The 17599-nt window shown below is 73.3% G+C and carries 13 protein-coding genes; all 13 read right to left on the minus strand.

Annotation, left to right across the window (positions count from 1 at the left end; all coding sequences use genetic code 11):
- Window positions 1-193 precede the first annotated feature (193 nt).
- The 13 genes from BLW76_RS37200 to BLW76_RS37260 all read right to left on the minus strand — a co-directional run bounded on the left by BLW76_RS37200 (window position 194) and on the right by BLW76_RS37260 (window position 17598).
- Entirely contained in the window at window positions 194-415 is a 222-nt protein-coding gene (locus BLW76_RS37200) for an acyl-CoA carboxylase epsilon subunit (protein WP_091316447.1), read from the minus strand.
- Between the two features lie 16 nt (window positions 416-431).
- Window positions 432-1973, minus strand: coding sequence for an acyl-CoA carboxylase subunit beta (locus BLW76_RS37205; protein ID WP_425266067.1), 1542 nt, complete (start codon window positions 1971-1973; stop codon window positions 432-434).
- A gap of 158 nt (window positions 1974-2131) precedes the next feature.
- Window positions 2132-2335: a DUF6222 family protein gene (locus BLW76_RS37210; RefSeq protein WP_091316450.1), complete on the minus strand. Its 204-nt coding sequence runs from the start codon at window positions 2333-2335 to the stop codon at window positions 2132-2134.
- Window positions 2332-3693: an SDR family NAD(P)-dependent oxidoreductase gene (locus BLW76_RS37215; protein ID WP_091316451.1), complete on the minus strand. Its 1362-nt coding sequence runs from the start codon at window positions 3691-3693 to the stop codon at window positions 2332-2334. Before BLW76_RS37215 ends, BLW76_RS37210 begins: the two co-directional genes overlap by 4 nt.
- Before the next feature lie 14 nt (window positions 3694-3707).
- Window positions 3708-4280, minus strand: a complete 573-nt coding sequence (locus tag BLW76_RS37220; protein WP_091316453.1) for a flavin reductase family protein — start codon at window positions 4278-4280, stop codon at window positions 3708-3710.
- 1 nt (window position 4281) lies between these two features.
- Window positions 4282-4731: an acyl-CoA thioesterase gene (locus BLW76_RS37225; RefSeq protein ID WP_091316455.1), complete on the minus strand. Its 450-nt coding sequence runs from the start codon at window positions 4729-4731 to the stop codon at window positions 4282-4284.
- 2 nt (window positions 4732-4733) lie between these two features.
- The gene (locus BLW76_RS37230; protein ID WP_091316456.1) at window positions 4734-10556 is read right to left on the minus strand and encodes a type I polyketide synthase; all 5823 of its coding nucleotides are present in this window, start codon (window positions 10554-10556) and stop codon (window positions 4734-4736) included.
- A gap of 250 nt (window positions 10557-10806) precedes the next feature.
- Entirely contained in the window at window positions 10807-11601 is a 795-nt protein-coding gene (locus tag BLW76_RS37235; protein ID WP_091316458.1) for a TIGR03084 family metal-binding protein, read from the minus strand.
- Between the two features lie 214 nt (window positions 11602-11815).
- Complete coding sequence (locus BLW76_RS37240) at window positions 11816-12886, minus strand: carboxymuconolactone decarboxylase family protein (protein ID WP_091320364.1); 1071 nt, start codon at window positions 12884-12886, stop codon at window positions 11816-11818.
- A gap of 68 nt (window positions 12887-12954) precedes the next feature.
- A complete protein-coding gene (locus tag BLW76_RS37245; protein WP_091316460.1) occupies window positions 12955-14607 on the minus strand; it encodes a GMC family oxidoreductase N-terminal domain-containing protein in 1653 nt (550 codons plus the stop codon).
- Window positions 14604-15173, minus strand: a complete 570-nt coding sequence (locus tag BLW76_RS37250; protein WP_091316461.1) for a DUF5987 family protein — start codon at window positions 15171-15173, stop codon at window positions 14604-14606. Before BLW76_RS37250 ends, BLW76_RS37245 begins: the two co-directional genes overlap by 4 nt.
- A gap of 35 nt (window positions 15174-15208) precedes the next feature.
- Window positions 15209-16594, minus strand: coding sequence for a cytochrome P450 (locus tag BLW76_RS37255; protein WP_091316464.1), 1386 nt, complete (start codon window positions 16592-16594; stop codon window positions 15209-15211).
- Complete coding sequence (locus BLW76_RS37260; protein ID WP_091316465.1) at window positions 16591-17598, minus strand: enediyne biosynthesis protein; 1008 nt, start codon at window positions 17596-17598, stop codon at window positions 16591-16593. Before BLW76_RS37260 ends, BLW76_RS37255 begins: the two co-directional genes overlap by 4 nt.
- Window position 17599: the final 1 nt, after the last annotated feature.

A 17599-nucleotide genomic window follows, 5' to 3' on the forward strand; every position in this document is an offset into this window, starting at 1 on the left:
CGGCGTTGACTCCCCTCTCCGACCCTATGCATAAAAGGCACATTCGTGAGGCACTTAAAATGTCACACTGATGCGACAGATCAGCGTAGGGTGCCAGCACCCCTTCCCCGCGCCTCCGCCACCACGGCCCCTACCGGCGTGAACGACTCGTTCATGCCGTCCCACGACACGAACGAGTCGTCCGAAACCCGCCTCAGAGGGGTAAGCCGGACAGGCGCCAGGCGTCCGGGCCCGCCGTTCTCGGTGCGTCCCTGCGGGCCCCCGGTGCCGCCCACGCCGAGCGTGCCGGCACCGGTGACGACGGACCCGCAGCCGACACGACCAGCAGAGCCGCGACCACCGCCGCCAGCTCGGCGTCGTCCGGCAGGCCGCGGACCACCCTCAGCCTCGGGCGGGTGGGTTCGGTTGCTGGCATCGGATTCCTCAACCGCTCAGATCGGATGGTTGCCGTGCTTGCGCTGGGGGCCCGGCTTGCGCTTGTCCTGCAACATCGCCAGCCCGCGGGCGATCGCCGCGCGGGTGTCGGCCGGGTCGATCACGTCGTCGATCAAGCCGCGCTCGGCCGCGTACTGGGGGTTCAGGTACTCCGCGACGTACTCCGCGACCAGCTTCGCCCGCAACGCCGCCGGGTCCGGGGCCGCGGCCAGTTCGCGGCGGAACAGCACGTTCACCGCGCCCTCCGCCCCCATCACCGCGATCTGGTTCGTCGGCCACGCCAGTGACAGGTCGCAGCCGATGGACCGGCTGTCCATCACGATGTACGCGCCCCCGTACGCCTTGCGCAGGATCACCTGGACGCGCGGGACCGTCGCCTCGCAGTACGCGTGCAGCAGCTGCGCGCCCTGCCGGATGATGCCGCTGCGCTCCTCGTCCACCCCGGGCAGGAAGCCAGGGACGTCGACGAGCGTCACCAGCGGGATGCCGAACGCGTCGCAGAACCGGACGAACCGGGCCGCCTTCTGGGAGGCCGGGCCGTCCAGGACGCCGGCGAGCACGCACGGCTGGTTGGCGACCAGGCCGACCACCCGGCCGTCGATGCGGGCCAGCGCGCACAGGACGTTCGGGGCCCACGTTTCGTGCAGCGCGAAGAACTCGCCGTCGTCGGCGATCTCCGAGAACACGTCCCGCATGTCGTACGGGCGGTTCGGCTCCGACGGCACCAGCTCGGCCAGCCGCGGCCGCCAGTCCGCCGTCGCGCCCGTCTCGCGCGTCGCCGGGGGCTGCTCGAGGTAGTTGCGGGGCAACAGGGACACCAGGTACCGGACGTCGGCGAGGCAGCTCTCCTCGTCGTCGTGGACGACCGTCGCGACGCCGGAGTGGCGGCCGTGGGTGTCCGCGCCGCCGAGCTCGTCGTGCGTCACGCGGCGGCCGGTCACCGCCTCGACCACGTCCGGGCCGGTCAGGAACATCCAGCCGGTGTCGCGCACCATGAACGTGAAGTCGGCCAGTGCCGGCGAGTACGCCGCGCCGCCCGCGCACGGCCCGAGGATGACGCTGATCTGCGGGATCACCCCGGACGCCTCGACCTGGCGGCGGAAGATGCCGCCGTAGCCGTTGAGCGCCATCACGCCTTCCTGGATGCGCGCGCCGCCGCTGTCGTTGAGCGCGATCACCGGCGAGCCGGTGGCCACGGCGAGGTCCAGGACCTTGTGGATCTTGGCCGCGTGCGCCTCGCCCAGCGACCCGCCGAACACGGTGAAGTCCTGGGCGTAGACGAACACGCGACGGCCGTCGATCGTGCCGGAGCCCGCCACCACGCCGTCGGTGTAGGGGCGGTTGTCCTCGAGGCCGAGCCCGCGGGCCTGGTGGCGCCGGTAGGGCTCGATCTCGGTGAAGGAGTCGTCGTCGAGCAGCAGCGCGAGCCGCTCGCGCGCGGTGAACTTGCCGAGGGAGTGCTGGCGCCGCACGGCGTCCATCCGGCCCTCGGCGACGTGCGCGGCCAGCTCGTCGCGCCGCTTGCGCAGCAGCGGCATGCCCGGCTCCGGCTCGGCGACCGGGTGCAGCGAGATGACCTGGGCGTCGCCGCTGGGCACGGAACGCCGGTGGTGCCCCGGCCCGCGGCGGTCGCCGTCGGGCAGGGGCACCACTTCGGCGTCGTCGAGCGGCCGGGCGCCGGCGTCGGACGGAACGCTCACGCGGCGTCCCTGAGCCGGCCGAGACGCTCCAGGTTGTCCTGCTCGATCTCGGCGACGATCATGCTCCACACGATCCCGCGGCCCAGCCGCGGCATCGGCCGGGTGATGGCGGGCACCGCCGCGACCACCGGCTCGGCAGGCGGGTCCGGGACGGCCCGGACCGGGCGCGTGGTGTCGTCGGTCTCCTCGTGCGCGGTCATGGCAGTGCCTTTCCGGTCGCGCCGGACCCGGCGGGGCCGGCTGGTGGGGCTGTCGAAGAAAGGGCTTCCCGGTCGTGCGGGGCGGAGCCGGGCACGGAGTCCGCCTGCCGCGCGGGCACCCCGGCGGCGGCAGACGCACCCGGCCGCGCGGGCACACCGGCCGGGGCAGAGCCGGCCACGCCCGCAGGCCGCGCGGACACCTCGGCGGCGGGAGCAGGCACACCCGGGCCCGCAGCCTGCGCGGACACCTCGGCGACCGACGCAGGCACACCCAGGTCGATAGCTTGCGCGGCCACACCGGCAGCCGGCGCAGCCACCTCGGCGGCAGGCCGCGCGGGCACCCCGGCGGCAGCACCGAAACCAGCCACCGCCCGGCCCGCCCGGCGCGGCGCGAGCGCCCCGCTCCCGGCAAGCCAGCGCACGGTGTCCGCCAAGGTCTCCGCCAACGGCCGAGCAACCACCCCGGCACTCGGGGCCGCCGGCTCGACCGGTACCGCGACCGCGCACACGTGGATCGCGCCGTACTGGACCGGGAGGCGCCCCGGCCAGCACCGCTGAAGCACGTCCGCGGCCCGGCCCGCGACGGTCAGCGCCCGGGCCGGGAAGAACGCCGCCGGGAGGCGGCGGCCCGTCACCTCGCGCACCGCTGCCAAATACTCCCGAGTCGTCACGAACGTTCCGGGGCCGAAGAACTCCGTCCCGTCCACGCCGTCGAACAGGCGGGCGTGCAGCTCCGCGTTGTCGCGGACGTCGCCGAGGGGCAAGCCGCCCGTCGGCCACAGGGGCATCAGGCCGCGCAGCAGGTCTCGCAGCCGGGCGTTCTGGTCGCCCAGGTGCGGGTCGTGCGGGCCGAGCAGGGCCGGGGGGCGGGTGATCGTCGCGCCATACTCCCCCGCGATCCGCTCGGCCGCCGTTTTCGAGGCCAGGTACGGCTCCCGTGACGAGCCGGGCGGGGTACCCGGCCCGATCGACGGGGCCGCTGCGGGGTACAGCGTCCCCACCGTCGACACGTGGACGATGCGGGCGACGCCCGCGGCCCGGGCCGCGGCGAGCACGACCTCCGTGCCGTGCTCGTTCACCCGGCGCAGTTCGGCGCGGCGGCGGGGGTCGAAGGTGTAGACGCCCGCCGCGTGCAGGAGACCGTCCACACCGGACACCAGCCGGGCGGCCGCCGCCGGGTCGGTGACGTCGCCGGGGACGACGTCGACCTGCTCCGGGGCGATGCCGAGCGGGGCCAGCGCGGCCGCCACCCGGTCCGGCCGCCGGGCGAGCAGCCGGACCCGGTGGCCGTGCCGCAGCAGGGCCCGCACGGTGTGCGCACCGAGGAACCCGGTGCCCCCGGTCACCGCGACGAACATCGCATTCCTCCCGCTCAGGCCGCGCGGGCGCGACCGTCGACTTCGTGGTAGCCGCCGCCGTAGAACACGAGCGAGTTGTCGCCCGTGCCGCGGCTGGAGGTGACCACGCGGCCGAGGAAGATCGAGTGGTCACCGCCTTCGTAGGCCGCCTCGAGCTCGCACTCGAGCCACGCCAGCGCGCCCGCCAGCAGCGGCGCCCCCGTCTTCGCCCCCGGCGTCCAGGCCACCGGGTCGAACTGGGCCATCCCGGCGGGACGGCGCCAGTCGGCGAAGTACTTGGACAGGTCCTGCTGGTCGGCCGCCAGGATGTTCACGGCGTACGAGCCGGCTTCGGTGATGGCGGCGTGCATCCGGGCGGCCCGGGACACGCAGCACAGCACCATCGGCGGCTCCAGCGAGACGGACGAGAACGCGTTGGCCGTCATGCCGTGGCCCGACTCGCCGCCCGCGGTGAGGACCGTGACCCCCGTGGCGAACTGCGCCATCACCTCGCGCAACCCGGTCTGGGTGGACAGGTGCCGCCGCCCCGGTGGGGTGGGCAGCCGCTTCAGGACCGCCCGGTCGTTGGTTTCCCCGGCGTCGGCCACGTCACGCTCCCCTGCCGTTCACCGCGCTGGTCGTGTACGGCGCCAGCGCCTCGCGCAGCTGCTCGGGCACCCGCGACGGCACGGTCGCCGTGTTCGGGCCGCGCATGCAGGCGATCCGCTGCCGGCCGCGGGCGACCAGCCGCTCGCCGTCCGGGTGCAGGTGCACGTAGTCGAAGGCGAACTGGACCTGCGTCGAGGTGAGCTCCTCCAGCCGCAGCCGGATGGACAGCTCGTCGAACGCGGTGATCTCGGCGTAGAACTCGCACTCCACCTTGAGGGTGAAGAGCTTGAGGTCGTCGCGGACCTCCTCGAGCACCGCCGGGGCCTTCTCCTTCAGGAACATCTCGCGGCACCGGCCCTGCCAGCGCACGTAGTTCACGTAGTAGACGTTGCCCACCAGGTTCGTCTCTTCGAAGCCGACCGTGTGGCGGATCTCGTAGTAGTCGGACATGCTCAGTTCTCCTCTGCCTGCAGCACCGCGAAGACCACCGGCTCGGTCCGGTCGTTGACGGTCGTGGCCCAGGTCGCGATCCGCGCCGACCCGCAGGCCAGCAGGGCCCAGCCGTCGGCTTCCACGCGGCGCACGGTCAGGGACTCGGTCATCGCGCCCGTTTTGCGGACGCATTCCAGGGCGCTCCACACCCGGGTGTTCGCCACGGCGATCGGCTCGCCCGCGTCGGCGGCCAGCAGCCTGCCGACCGAGAGCAGGTCCTCGCCGAGCAGCCCGCCCCAGTCCTCCTCGGTCCGCTCGAGCACCGTCTCGACGTCGCAGGTCACCTGTCCGGTGCCGGCCACGACGAGGGTCAGCCGGGAGCTGTGCGACGCGGTGATCGTGCCGCCGTCGATCTCCGGCTTGCCGTCCGGCCGGTAGCGGATCTCGACCGGCCGGTCGAACGCGCGGCTCGCGGCCAGCGCGGTCTGCGCCCGCCGTTCGGCGATGCCGCCGACCTCGACGCCTGCCGGGTCGGGCTCCAGGACCACCGACCGGGTGCCGCCGAGCAACCGCTCGCACGCCCGCTCCAGGTAGGAGCTGAGCATCGAGGGCACCCACGGCCCGGCCCCGTCGGTCTTGCGGACCGCCCGCAGCATCAGGCCTTCCCAGCGTTCCACCAGCTCGCCGTCCGGGTTGCGGACGTCGAGGTCGTAGACGTAGCTGTCGCCGTCCTGCAGCCGCTCCTTGGCGTCCAGCAGCACGTACTCCGGGTGCTGGGCGCCCGGCTGGGCCAGGTGCAGCTTCTCGATGCCCTGCGGCAGCAGCGTCGCGTCGGGGACGCAGCACTGGATCGCGTGCATCATCGCGTCCCGTGTGCCCGGGTCGGCCAGCAGCCGCTGCTGGGGCAGGAACGGGGCGAACCAGTCGTGGTCGGCCGTGGTCGCGATCTCGGCGACCGCGTGCCGGGCGCTCGCCCGCCGGTAGCCGACGACCCGCTGGAACCGCTTGCCCTGGAACAGAACCGTGCCGTACAGCTCGGACAGCGGCTCCACCGGCACCGACGGGACGTCGGTGTCACGGGCCTGCTTCGGGCCGATCTCCGCGGGCCGCGCGAAGCTCAGGCGGGCCTTGAAGTGGTCGGCGCTGAACCCGGTTTCGTCGCTGCGCAGCACCACGTCGACGGTGTCGGCGTCGCGGGCGACCGCGGCCAGCCGGATCGTGGTGGACCCGCCCGGCGAGACGATGATCGGGCGCAGGAACTCCACGTCGGACAGTACCGGCGCACCGCCGGTGTCGAGGGTGGCGGCGGCGACCTGGGTCATCGCCTCCATCCCGATCACCGCCGGGAACAGCAGCTGCCCGTCGAGCAGGTGGTCGGCCAGGTACGGGTCCGAGCCGGCGGACAGGTCCGCCTCGGTGATCAGCTCGACACCCGGGTAGTGCACGACCGCGCGGTCGACGAACCGGGTCAGCGGCAGTTCCTTGCGCTGGATCGGCAGCGTCGCCAGCCCACCGGTCCGGCCGCAGACGACCAGCACCGGCGGCACCGCCGGGTCGGCCAGCGCCTGCTTGAGGATGGCGATGCCGTCCTCGGTCGGGATCGGCGTGATGCCGTCGCGCTTGAGGGCGCTGACCACGCCGAGCTTCTCGCCCATGCCGGTGCCGGACCAGACCGACCACTCCAGCGCGACCGCCCGCGCCTGCGGGTACTCGCGGCCGAAGCGCAGGGTCAGCTCGGTCATCCAGTCGTTGGCCGTGGCGTAGTGCGCCTCGCCGCGCAGGCCGGCCCGGCCGATGATGCTGCCGAAGGTGACCAGCAGCTTGACCTTGCTCTTGTCGATCGCGTCGAGGACCGCGTTGAGGCCGCCGATCTTCGGGGCGAGTGTCTTGCGGAAGGTGTCCTCGGTGAGGCTGAACAACGCGGCGGGCTCGTTGCGCCCGGCGCCGTGCAGCACCGCCGTGACCGGGCCCAGCTCGGCCTGCATCCGGGCGATCGCGTCGGCCACCTGCGTGCCCGAGGTGACGTCGGCGCGCTCGTAGCGGTAGTCGATGCCCGCGGCCTTCATCCGGCCGAGGTTCTCGGCCAGCTCGCTGTCGTCGGCCGGGTCGCTCCGGCCGAGCAGGGCGAGCTTCGCGCCGGAGTCCTTGGCCAGCGCCAGCGCGCTTTCCGCGGTGATGCCCTTGCCGCCACCGGTGACGAGCAGGACGTCGCCCGCCTCCAGCGACTCGGGGATCGGGCCGGTGGGCGCCGGGGCGACCGCCACCAGGCGCGGCACCGTCCGGCCGCCGTCGACGCCGTAGCGGACCTCGGCGAAGTCCGTGGTCGCGGCGACCTCGGCGACGACGACCTTGACCGCGTCGGCGATCGCGGCCGGGTCGGCCGGGGCCGGGTCGGCCAGGTCGACGATCGTGGTGCGGGCCGACGGGTCCTCGAGCCGCAGGGTCTTCGCGAGCCCGGAGGCGCCGAGACCGTGCTGCACGACGACGAAGCGCGTGCCGTTGGGCGCGGCCATGACGGCGCGACCGGCTTCGAGGAACAGCCCCGCGTGGCTCGCGTCGCAGTCGGCGGGCAGGCAGAGCAGCACGCCGTCCCCGGCGCCCGCGCGGGCCAGCGCCGCGCGCAGCGGCTCGGCCAGCGGGTGCCCCGGCGTCGAGAAGACCTCCCAGCGCGCCTGGCCGAGGCCCGGCGTCAGGTCGGCCACCGGCCGCGGGGCCGGCACGTACTCGACCGCGAACGGCCGGACCCACGGGCCGGCGCCCGGGACCTCGCTGCCGCCGGTCTCGGCCGGCTTCGCGGTCTGGGCCAGCTCGTCGATCATCTCGGCCAGCTCGCCGAGGCAGACCGTCGCGAAGTTCGGCATGCCCTCCAGCGCGGGGCGGCCCAGCGCCCGGGTGACGTCGTTGACCAGCTGGCCGACCGTGATGGACGACAGGTGCAGGTCGTCGAGCGGGTGGGTGTCCGCGGTGACGGTCTCCAGCGGCAGCTCGACGCGCTCGGCGGCGAGCTTGCGCAGCAGGTCGAGCGTCGCGTTGGCGCCGCCGCCGACCTCGACCGCGGCTTCCGACGCCGCCTGCTCCTTCTCGGCCGCCAGTTCCGCGGCGAGCTCGCTGTCGATCTCGGGCGCCGCTTCGCAGGGGCTGGCGAGGAAGTTGAACACGCCGTCCTCGGGCAGCGAACGGACGGCCCGGCCCTCGAACAGCGGGTCCGTGGTCAGCTGCGCCCCGGCCGCGAACGCGGCACCGGCGACCCGCAGCACCGCGCTGAGCGTGGTGCTGTCGGTGTCCACGGCCAGCACCGGCGTGCCCGGCGCGATCTCCTCGAACAGGCCCGTCAGGACGCGGCCCGGGCCGACCTCGATCACCAGGTCGCTGCGCTCGGCCACCTTGGCGGCGGCTTCGCGGAAGCGGACCGGGAGCACGATCTGGTCGCGCAGCAGCTCGGGCAGGTTCTCGGCGGCGTGCAGGACGTCGCCGGTGACGGTGGAGACGACGGCGTGCTCCAGGCGGGAGAACGGGATCTCCGCCAGCGGCGCGGTCATCGCCGTCGCGGCCGGCTCGACCAGCGGCGAGTGGAACGCGTGCGACACCTTGAGCCGGGTCGCGGTGACCCCGGCGGCGTGGGCGCGGGCGATCACCCGGTCGACGGCCGCGGCCGGGCCGGAGATCACCGTCTGCTCGGGGGCGTTGTAGCCCGCGATGACGACGTCGGAGCCCAGGCCCAGCTCCTCCGCGCGGCTCGGCGACGCGGCGATGCCCGCCATGGCGCCTTCGTCGGCGGTGGTTTCGGCCATCACCTTGCCGCGGACCTTGGCCAGCCGCAGCACCGCGCGCTCGTCCAGGGCACCGCCCCAGTGCAACGCCGTCAGCTCGCCGAGGCTGTGCCCGGCCGCCGTCTGCGCCTCGATGCCCAGAGAGCGGAGCACCCGGAGCGCGGCCAGCGAGCCGGCGACGATCCGCGGCTGGGCGACCTCGGTGGCGACGTGGTCGGCGCCGGTGGGCAGGCCCGCGGCGCGGAAGACGTCGTCGGCGGCGGTGAACCGGCGGCGCAGCACGCCGTCGACGGCCCGCCCGGAGCCCTGGCCCGGGAACAGGAAGCCGATGCGCGGCTCGGTGACGCGGTGCCCGGCGAAGATGCCGTCGGTCGCGGCGAACACGGACCCGTCGGTGCCCAGCAGCTCGAGCAGGCGGGTCAGCTTGCGCTCGGCCTCCTCCGGACCGGTCGCGACGACCGCGGCGCGGGCGGGCCGGTTGGCGAGCTCGCCCGCCAGCTGCCCGGCGAGGTCGGTGAGCTCGGCCATCGACAGCTTCGGCACGATCTCCAGCAGGCCGGTGATCCGGGCCCGCAGCGCCTCGACGTCGTCGGCGTCGAGCAGCAGCAGCTCGGCGTCCTGGCGGCCGGAGACCAGTGCCCTGGTCCGCTCGTCGAGCTCGGTCTTGCGGGGCGCGCCCGGCGCCTCGGTGACCGTGACGTGCGAGTTGATCCCGCCGAAGCCCATCGCCGAGACACCGGCGCGGACCGGCGCGTCGGTCGGCCACAGCTGGGCCTCGCGCGGCACGTACATCCGCGCCGAGTCGCCGGTGAGCTTCTCGTGCGGGTCGAAGTGGCCGGTCGCAGGCGGGATCACCTGGTGGTACACGGCGAGCGTCGCCTTGATCAGCCCGGCGACGCCCGCCGCGGCCTTGGTGTGCCCGATGTTGCCCTTGATCGTCGACAGCGCGGCCGGGGCGGCCAGCGGGTCGGCGGCGTGGCGAGCGGTGGAGAGGGCTTCGATCTCGGTGGCGTCGCCGAGCGCGGTGCCGGTGCCGTGGCCCTCGAAGTAGGACACGGTCTCGACGCCGTAGCCCGCGCGGTCGTAGGCGCGCTTGAGGGCCAGCCGGTGCCCGGCGGCCTCGGGCCGGGTGATGCCGCCCTTGCCGTCCGAGGACACGCCCCAGCCGCCGATCGAAGCGTAGATGCGCTTGCCCTGCTCGATCGCGTCGCTTTCGCGCATCAGCACGAGCATGCCGGAGCCTTCGCCCGGCCAGAAGCCGTTCGAGTCGGCGTCGTAGACCTTCATCTCGCGCTTGGCGAGCGCGCCGGTCTTGGCGAAGCCGATCACCTCGAACGGGTCGATCGAGAGGTCGACACCGCCGGCGATGGCGACGTCGAGGTCGCCCTGCGCCAGCGAGTTGGCCGCGCTCACCACGGAAAGCAGCGAGGAGGAGCACGCGCCGTCGACGGTGTAGCCGCCGCCGGCGAAGTCGAAGTAGTTGCAGACGCGCCCGGCGATCGTGTTCGCCAGGCCGCCGGCCAGGGTGTCCTCGTTGATCTCCGGGAACGGCTCCTTGTACTGGACCTCGAGCTCCCGCAGGAAGGACGCCGTCTCGTCGTCGCCCCAGCCGCGCTCGGACAGTGCCGCGGCGACGGTCCGGCGGACGTACGGCCAGCGCAGCCGCATGATGTTCGCCCGCGAGAACTCGCCGGTCAGGCTGTTGCCGATGACGACACCGGTCGCCTCCCGCGGCACGCCGTCGCCCTCGGGGAACCCGGCGTCGGCCAGGGCCTGGGCGGCGACGTCCAGCGCGAGCCAGTGCGTGGTGTCCGTGGCCCGGAAGGTGCTGCCGGCGACCTTGTACGCGACCCGGTCGAACTCGAAGTCGCGGAGCACCGCGGCTTTCTGTGCGTAGAACCGGTCCGGCGCCGCCGGATCCGGGGAGTAGTAGTCCGCCCGGTTCATCCGTTCGTCGGGCAGCCGTCGGAACGCGCGGCGGCCAGCCAGCACGTTCTCCCAGAGCTCGTCCAGCGAACGGGCGTCCGGATACCGCAGTCCGATCCCGACGATCGCTATCCGCTCACCGCTCATGCCACCGCACTCCCAAATAGCTCTCGAGCCCGTCCGTCGCGAGGGCGACGGCTCCCGGTTCTGTCCGGCGCGGGTTCGCACCCGCCGCCCGGTCGTTCATTGCGTACCGCCGGGGTTCCCGCGGTCGCCGAAGCCCGCTTCAGCATGGGCTCCCGCGCGCCCGGCTTCTTCTTTCTCCCTGCCCCGGCCGCGGGTAGCGCAACGGTGAACAAATCCGCCGCGCCGCCCTCGACCGTCCACAGCGGACTGATCAGGCCGGGAACTGCCCCGGCCGGCGTCCGTCGCCCGCCGGGCCCCGGTACGCCTGGGCCAGCTCCAGCCACTGCCGGGCCAGCCCGCCTTCGGCGCGCACGTCGAGGTCGTCGGGGTGCCGCCGCCGGGTGACCAGCAGGCAGAAGTCCTCGGCACCGCCGGTGACGCGCTCCGGCGAGTCCTCGGGCCCGAAGGTCAGCAGCCGCCCGGACGGCGTGGTGATCTCGAAGCGGAACTCTTCCTCCGGCGGCGTCAGGCCGCGCGCCTGGTACCCGAAGTCGCGCACGCGCACGGCGAACCCGACGAGGTGGGCGAGGCGGTCGGTGCGCACCGGCCGGACGCCGAGGGCGTCGGCGATGTCCTGGCCGTGCGCGAAGACCTCCATCATGCCCGCGCAGGCGAGCACGTACGGCGGCAGCGGGTTGACCAGCCACGGCACGAGGTCGGTGCCGGGGACCGCGGCGAGCGCCTTGATGCCCTGGTCGCGCTCGGCACGCCAGCGGCCGAGCAGGACCTCCGCCGGCCCGCCGAGGTACTCCTGGAGGGCGCCGTTGACGGCGGCGTCGAGGTCACCGCCGATCGACTTCGTCATCGCGACGAACGCTTCCGGCTGCGCCGCGGCGAGCCCCGCGATGCGGAAGATGAAGGCGAGGTGCCCGACCTGGTGGCGCACGGTCCAGCCGGGCGCCGGGGTCGGGGTGTCCCAGTCGGTCTCGGAAAGGCCGGCGACGAGCGCGTCCACGCCCTCGGCCTCGGTCGTCAGGTCGGCGATCACGGCCGTCGTGTCAGTCACCGGATGTCCTTTCGCTACTCGTTCCTGGGGGAGGTTCGGGGGACGGGCCGGCGGCCGCCGAGCTCGTGGCGGGGGTGAGTGGGCCACGGTGCGGCGGCCGCCGGGGAGCGATCGAGGGGATCCGGCGGGGCAGGTCGCGGGCGTCCCGGGCGCAATCGGCTGTGTCCCGGTGCTGCGGTCCGGCCTGCCGGTCGATCAGCTCCTTTCCGAATCATCACCCGCGCCCGCGTGACACGTCTTCTCCTCGTGGGCGCAGGGAAAGGCGGCTGCCGAGCTCCTCGGCGGCGGCGTGAGCCGCCCACGAGACGAGCTCGATCAGGCCCCGGTCGTCGGCGCGGTCCCGGCGGGCGGCCACGACGACCTCGTCGTCGACCTGGTACGCGGCCTTGGCCACGAGCAGGGCCAGCCGCGCGGCCGGGCGCTCCGCCGCCGGCAGTTCGGCGAGCGGCGCGTCGGCCCAGGAGCGGCCCAGCCCGGGCGGGCGGCCGTCCCACGCCTTCAGCTCGCGCCGCACGAGCTCGCGCACCCGCGGCGGCAGCACGCGCTCTCCGGCGGCTTCGACGGCCACCCCGGCCCGGGCGAAGGCGTCGGCCAGCGTGCTGCCCGGCGGGGCCCAGTCCGGGCCGTCGACGCCGGTGGCGGGCAGCAGCTCCAGCGCCCGGCCGGCCGGTGGGGCCTGGCCGGGCCGCAGGAAGTGGCCGAGTACCGCTTTCGCCTTGCCGCGCGCGGACGCGGGCACCCGGTCGGGCAGCGGCGAGTCGCCGAGGAAGACGGCGACCATCCGGTTCAGGTAGTGGAAGGCCGTGGCCACGGCCGTGAACTCGGCGGCCGCCTCGGCCGGCACCCCGGGTGGGAGCGGGCCCGCGCCGCGCGCCCACCCGGCCAGCTCGCGGGCGTCGGGATCGGCGATCTCCCCCGGCGTGCCCGCTTCGAGCGCGGCCGCGGTGCCCGGGTCGCCCAGTGCGCCGACCGCCATCGCGTGCACCTCGACGCAGTACGGGCAGGCGTTGGCGGCCGAGACGGCGGCCGCGACGACTTCCCGGTCCGCGCGGCTCGAGACGCCCGCCGCGACCAGCGATTCGCGCAGCACGAGCCACGCGGCGGCCAGCACCGGCGGGGACGGCGAGTGCAGCGCGATGGGCGGCGCCAGCATCCCGAAGTCCCGCTCGAGCTGCCGGTAGACCGCGCGGACCTGGCCCTTCGCCCGCCGCGGCCGCACGGCTTCGACGTGCTTGACGTCCTGCACGGCCCGCCGCAGGGCGAACCGCACCAGTCCCGGTGCCATGGAACCTCCTCCGACGGCGAACTCGCGCTCCCAGGTGCCCAGGAGCGCGAGTTCGAAGTGGCCGTGCATCAGTTGCCGGCGACGAGGTCCAGCTTGGACACCGCCCGGCGGCCGGTGATCGACCCGTCGGGCGCCGGGGCGCCGTACTTGACGTCGATGCCGCGGGCCTGCGCGGCCCGGACGATGCTCGGCACCGAACGCTCGGCGAGCGCGGCGATGGTCATCGCCGGGTTCACGGTGAGCGCACCCGGCACCGACGCGCTGTCGGTGACGAAGATGCCCGGGTGGTTGCGCAGCTCGTGGTTCGGGTACAGCGCCGACGTCGCCGCGTCGTCCCCGATCCGGCACGACGCCAGCGGGTGCACGGTGTACGCGCCGACGACGTCGTTGGTCCACGGCGCGACCTTGCCGATGCCGTCCTTCTCGATGATCTCCTTGCAGTCGGCGTCGGCCAGCGCCCAGCCGCGCCGGGTGTTCGGCGTCGGGTCGTAGCGCAGCGGCCCGCGGCCGAGCATCTGCTGGGAGATCCGGTAGGCGTTGCCGGTGGGCGGCGGCGTGCCGAAGACGCCTTCGTTGTCGTCCTCGGTCATCAGGAAGATCGTGAGCCAGTTGGCCCACTGCTTGAGGATCTCCTTCTTCTCCGCCCCGAACCAGCGCGGCTCCTGCCCGCCGGGCACCTGGGCGAGGATGGTGCCCAGGCCCGGCGGGAAGTACAGCTGCTCCAGCGAGTACCGCTCGTACTCCGGCAGCGACCCGTCGAGCTTGTCCCAGTTCGCGACGGTCGGGCCCTTGCCGATGTGGTTCGCGGAGTAGACCGGGCCGTCCTCACGGGACAGCCCGAGCACCTCGCGGACGCGGTCCTCGTCGATGATCGCGGTGTTGAGCCGCTCGCCGTTGCCGGAGAAGTACCGGCCGACGCCGTGCGGCATGGTGCCGAGCGCGGCCTCCGAGCGCTGCAGGATCACCGGCGTCGCGCCCGCGCCGGCGGCGATGATGACGATCTTCGCCTCGATCACGCCGCTGCCGGTGTGGATCCGGTAGTCCTCTTCGTCGATCAGGTCGAAGTAAACGCGGTAGCCGCCGTCCTCGGTCCGCTCCAGGCGCTGGACCTCGTGCAGCGGGCGGATCTCCGCACCGTGCGAAAGCGCCGCGGGCAGGTAGTTCGTCAGCATCGAGCGCTTGGCGTCGAACTTGCAGCCCGCCATCATGAAGTTGCAGTTGACGCAGGTGTCGTTGTCGACCGCGACCGGCGCCGGGTTGGCCGTGCGCCCCGAGTGGTTGCAGGCCGCGGCCCACAGCCCGCCGGCGTAGGAGACGTCACTCCAGTCCTGTTTGGACACCGGGATCGACTCGTCGACGCGGTCGTACCACGGCTCGAGCGAGTCACGCGTGATGACCGAGGGCCACATCCGCCGCCCGATGCTGCCGTGGCGCTCGAAGACGAACTTCGGCGCCCGCGGCATCGCGGCGAAGTACACCACGCTGCCGCCGCCGACGCAGTTGCCGCCGAGCACGCTCATCCCGTCGCCGACGACGAAGTCGAACGCCCGGGTGTAGGACGAGCCGAGCAGGTAGTCGTGCTCGAAGTCGGCCGCGGCCAGCCAGGGGCCGCGCTCCAGCACGGTGACCTTGGCCCCGCCCGCGGCGAGGTGGTAGGCGGGGATGGACCCGCCGAAGCCGCTGCCGACGATGACGACGTCGGTCTTGTCGATCGCGTTCATGCGGGGCTCCCCGATGGGGTCGTGTCCGGGTGGAGTTCGGCCAGCTTGCGGCCGTAGCCGTACTTCGGGAACCGCCAGAACCCGTCGGCGTCCGGGGCTTTGTACCCGAGCGCCAGCAGGCCGGGGTGCCCTTCGCGGATGGCGTCGGCGGTGTGCTTGTGCGCGGCGCTGTCGAAGGCCATGTTGCAGAACAGGGCCAGGCTGACCCAGCCGTCCTTCTCGGGGTGGCCGGGCGCGGTCAGCCGCCGCACCAGCTCGCGGCGGTGCTCGTACGGCAGCGCGACGAACGGCGGGACGTCGTGGTCGAGCGCCAGCTCCACCTCGCCCGCGTAGGACTTCGCGTGGTCGTTGAGCGACTGCGCGAGGTAGGGCAGGCCGACGGTGACGCCGGTCGCGTCGAAGTTCAGCAGCTCGAGCGCGCCCGCCGCCACCGAACCCGGCCCGGGCGCGGCCCCGGCGATCGCCCGGTCGTCCTCGTGCCGCTTCTCGCCGGGCACGATCGTGTCCGCGTAGGCCTCGAGGGTCATGTTGTTGACGCGTTCTTCTTCGGTGGCCTCGGATTGCACCGCCCTACCTCCTCGTCGATTGTCCACAGTAGACGTCAGGCGGCTTCGGCCCGCCGCGTCCGTTCCCGGCGGTGCACGGTCATCGGCAGCCCGCCGCGCACCCGCAGCGACAGCATCGCCTCGGGGTCGACGACCTTGCCGGGCACCTTCCGCAGCTGCAGGTCCCGCGCGGCCATGGCCAGCACGAACACCGCCTCCATCACGCCGAGGCTGTTGCCGATGCAGAACCTCGGCCCGGCGCCGAACGGGATGTAGGCGTACCGCGGCGGCCGCCCGGCCGGGTTCTCCGGATCGAACCGGCCGGGGTCGAAGCGCTCCGGGTCGGTCCAGAACTCGGGGTGCCGGTGCAGCGTGTAGGGCACCACGACGACGTCGGAGCCGGCCGGCACGTGGTACCCGCCGATCTCGTCGTCGGCCTGGGCGATCCGCGGCAGCAGCCACACCGGCGGGTACAGCCGCATGACCTCCTCGACGACGGCCACCGTGTAGGTGAGCCGCCGCAGGTCCTCGTGCTCGGGCAGCCGGTCGCCGAGCACTCGGGCGGCCTCGGCGTGCAGCCGCTCGCCGACCTCGGGGTGCTCGTCGATCAGGTGGAACGCCCAGCCGAGCGTGCTCGCCGTCGTCTCGTGCCCGGCCAGCAGCAGGGTGATCAGCTCGTCCCGCATGCGCTCGCGCGAAGCACCGTCCTCGGACCCCGAGGCGATCAGCCGGGACAGCACGTCCTCGCCGTTCTCCACCGGGTCCGCCAGCCGCTGCTCGACGAGCTCGTCGGCGATCCGGCGCAGGTCGTCGCGCGCGGTCCGGAACTCCAGCTGCTTCTTCAGCGGCACCCACTGCGGGACCATGCTCAGCGTGACCGCCTCGAACATGGCCTGGTCCTGCACGGCCTCGAACGAGTGGCCCAGCGTCTCGTAGCCGCCGAGCTCGGCGTCCAGCAGCGTCTTGCCGAGCACGCCGAGGGTCAGCCCGGTCATCTCGTGCAGGATCTCGACCGGCCCGTCGTGCGCGGCGAGCCGCTGGATCAACGCGTCCACTTCGGCCGCGACGACCGCGGCCTGGCGCGAGATCCGCTTGGGCTGGAACACCGGCTGGATCGTCCGGCGCTGCTTCTTCCAGGTCTCGCCGTCGCTGGTGAGCAGGCCGTCGCCGAGGGCCCGGCGGGCCTCCTGCAGGCCGATGCCCTTGTGGTAGTTCGCCGCGTTGTCCGCGAGGACGTGCTTGGCCAGGTCGGGGTGGTTGACGAGGTACATCGCCTTCGGGCCGATGGCGATGCGGACGACGTCGCCGTAGGTCTCGGCGTTGTCGCCCATGAGCGCGAGCCGGTCGGTGAAGAGCTGCTTCAGCAACCGGATGGTCGCCCGGCGCGGCGGCCCGGGCGGCGCGGTGCGCGCTGCCCGGGCTTCCTGCTGCGAGCCGGTCATGCCGCGACGGCTCCCGGCTTCTCGTCCGCCGCCTCGGGTGCGGGCGGCGCGAGCTCGAGCTTCGCCTTCTGCGCGGCCTGGTCGGCCTCGAACTTGACCCGCGCCTTGTTCGAGAAGTGCAGGCCCCACAGGAACATGCCGCGGATCAGGCAGATCGTCGCAGTGGCCAGGAACAGGCCGTAGGCCACGTGCACGGCGGTGAAGAAGCCGTAGGCGAGCGCCACCCCGGAACCGAAGAGGAACTGCGAGGCCGGCTTCGACGGCGACGTGCCAGGGTCGGTGACCATGTAGTTCGTGTAGAGCACGAACGCGACGCCGGTGCCCATCGCCAGCGCGCCCGGGATGGACGTGCCGAAGAGCCAGCCGCGGACGAAGGCCTGGATGACGAAGAAGCTCAGCCAGCCCGCGATCAGCCACATCCGGTTGGTCAGCAGCGCGTTGAGCACCGTGCCCGACACGAGGATGATCGCGACGATCAGCCAGCCGCCCCAGGTGGGGATCTGCTCGGTGAAGTGGTACGGCGGGGCGATGCTCGCCCACGGGAACACCAGCAGGATGATCGTGATGCCGAAGTTCGACGGGTTCATGTAGTGCCGCATCCGGCCGTACACCGGGGCCTGCAGCACCCACTTCGCCCCGACCGCCACGACCACGCCGAAGATCATCACGAGGATCTGGTCGTTGACGTAGGTCAGCATGTTCAGGGCGAGACCGGTGATGTGGGCCGGCAGCAGGAACTCCACCAGGCCCTTGAACCCGGCGCCCTTGAACCGGACGCCGCGCTTGGTCACCTTGGAGTTGATGATCTCGAGCAGGATCTCCGTGGTGTACGCGGTCGCCAGCGCGACGAACGGGTACAGCCACGGCTGCTCGAACCCGAGGAACGTGTAGCCGATGATGTTGAAGATCGTGATCGAGATCGCGAAGCGCCGCAGCGCGGTGATGACCTTGTTGGTCCGCTTCGGTGGCGCGGTGTCCACCTTGGTCAGAGTCGGGGTGGTCATG

The sequence above is a fragment of the Amycolatopsis tolypomycina genome, assembly GCF_900105945.1.
In the GTDB taxonomy this organism is placed as follows: domain Bacteria; phylum Actinomycetota; class Actinomycetes; order Mycobacteriales; family Pseudonocardiaceae; genus Amycolatopsis; species Amycolatopsis tolypomycina.

Coding starts and splice junctions, on each gene's coding strand:
- BLW76_RS37200 (WP_091316447.1), bottom strand. CDS start 415: ATGCCAGCAACCGAACCCACCCGCCCGAGGCTGAGGGTGGTCCGCGGC.
- BLW76_RS37205 (WP_425266067.1), bottom strand. CDS start 1,973: ATGCCGCTGCTGCGCAAGCGGCGCGACGAGCTGGCCGCGCACGTCGCC.
- BLW76_RS37210 (WP_091316450.1), bottom strand. CDS start 2,335: ATGACCGCGCACGAGGAGACCGACGACACCACGCGCCCGGTCCGGGCC.
- BLW76_RS37215 (WP_091316451.1), bottom strand. CDS start 3,693: ATGTTCGTCGCGGTGACCGGGGGCACCGGGTTCCTCGGTGCGCACACC.
- BLW76_RS37225 (WP_091316455.1), bottom strand. CDS start 4,731: ATGTCCGACTACTACGAGATCCGCCACACGGTCGGCTTCGAAGAGACG.
- BLW76_RS37230 (WP_091316456.1), bottom strand. CDS start 10,556: ATGAGCGGTGAGCGGATAGCGATCGTCGGGATCGGACTGCGGTATCCG.
- BLW76_RS37240 (WP_091320364.1), bottom strand. CDS start 12,886: ATGGCACCGGGACTGGTGCGGTTCGCCCTGCGGCGGGCCGTGCAGGAC.
- BLW76_RS37245 (WP_091316460.1), bottom strand. CDS start 14,607: ATGAACGCGATCGACAAGACCGACGTCGTCATCGTCGGCAGCGGCTTC.
- BLW76_RS37255 (WP_091316464.1), bottom strand. CDS start 16,594: ATGACCGGCTCGCAGCAGGAAGCCCGGGCAGCGCGCACCGCGCCGCCC.
- BLW76_RS37260 (WP_091316465.1), bottom strand. CDS start 17,598: ATGACCACCCCGACTCTGACCAAGGTGGACACCGCGCCACCGAAGCGG.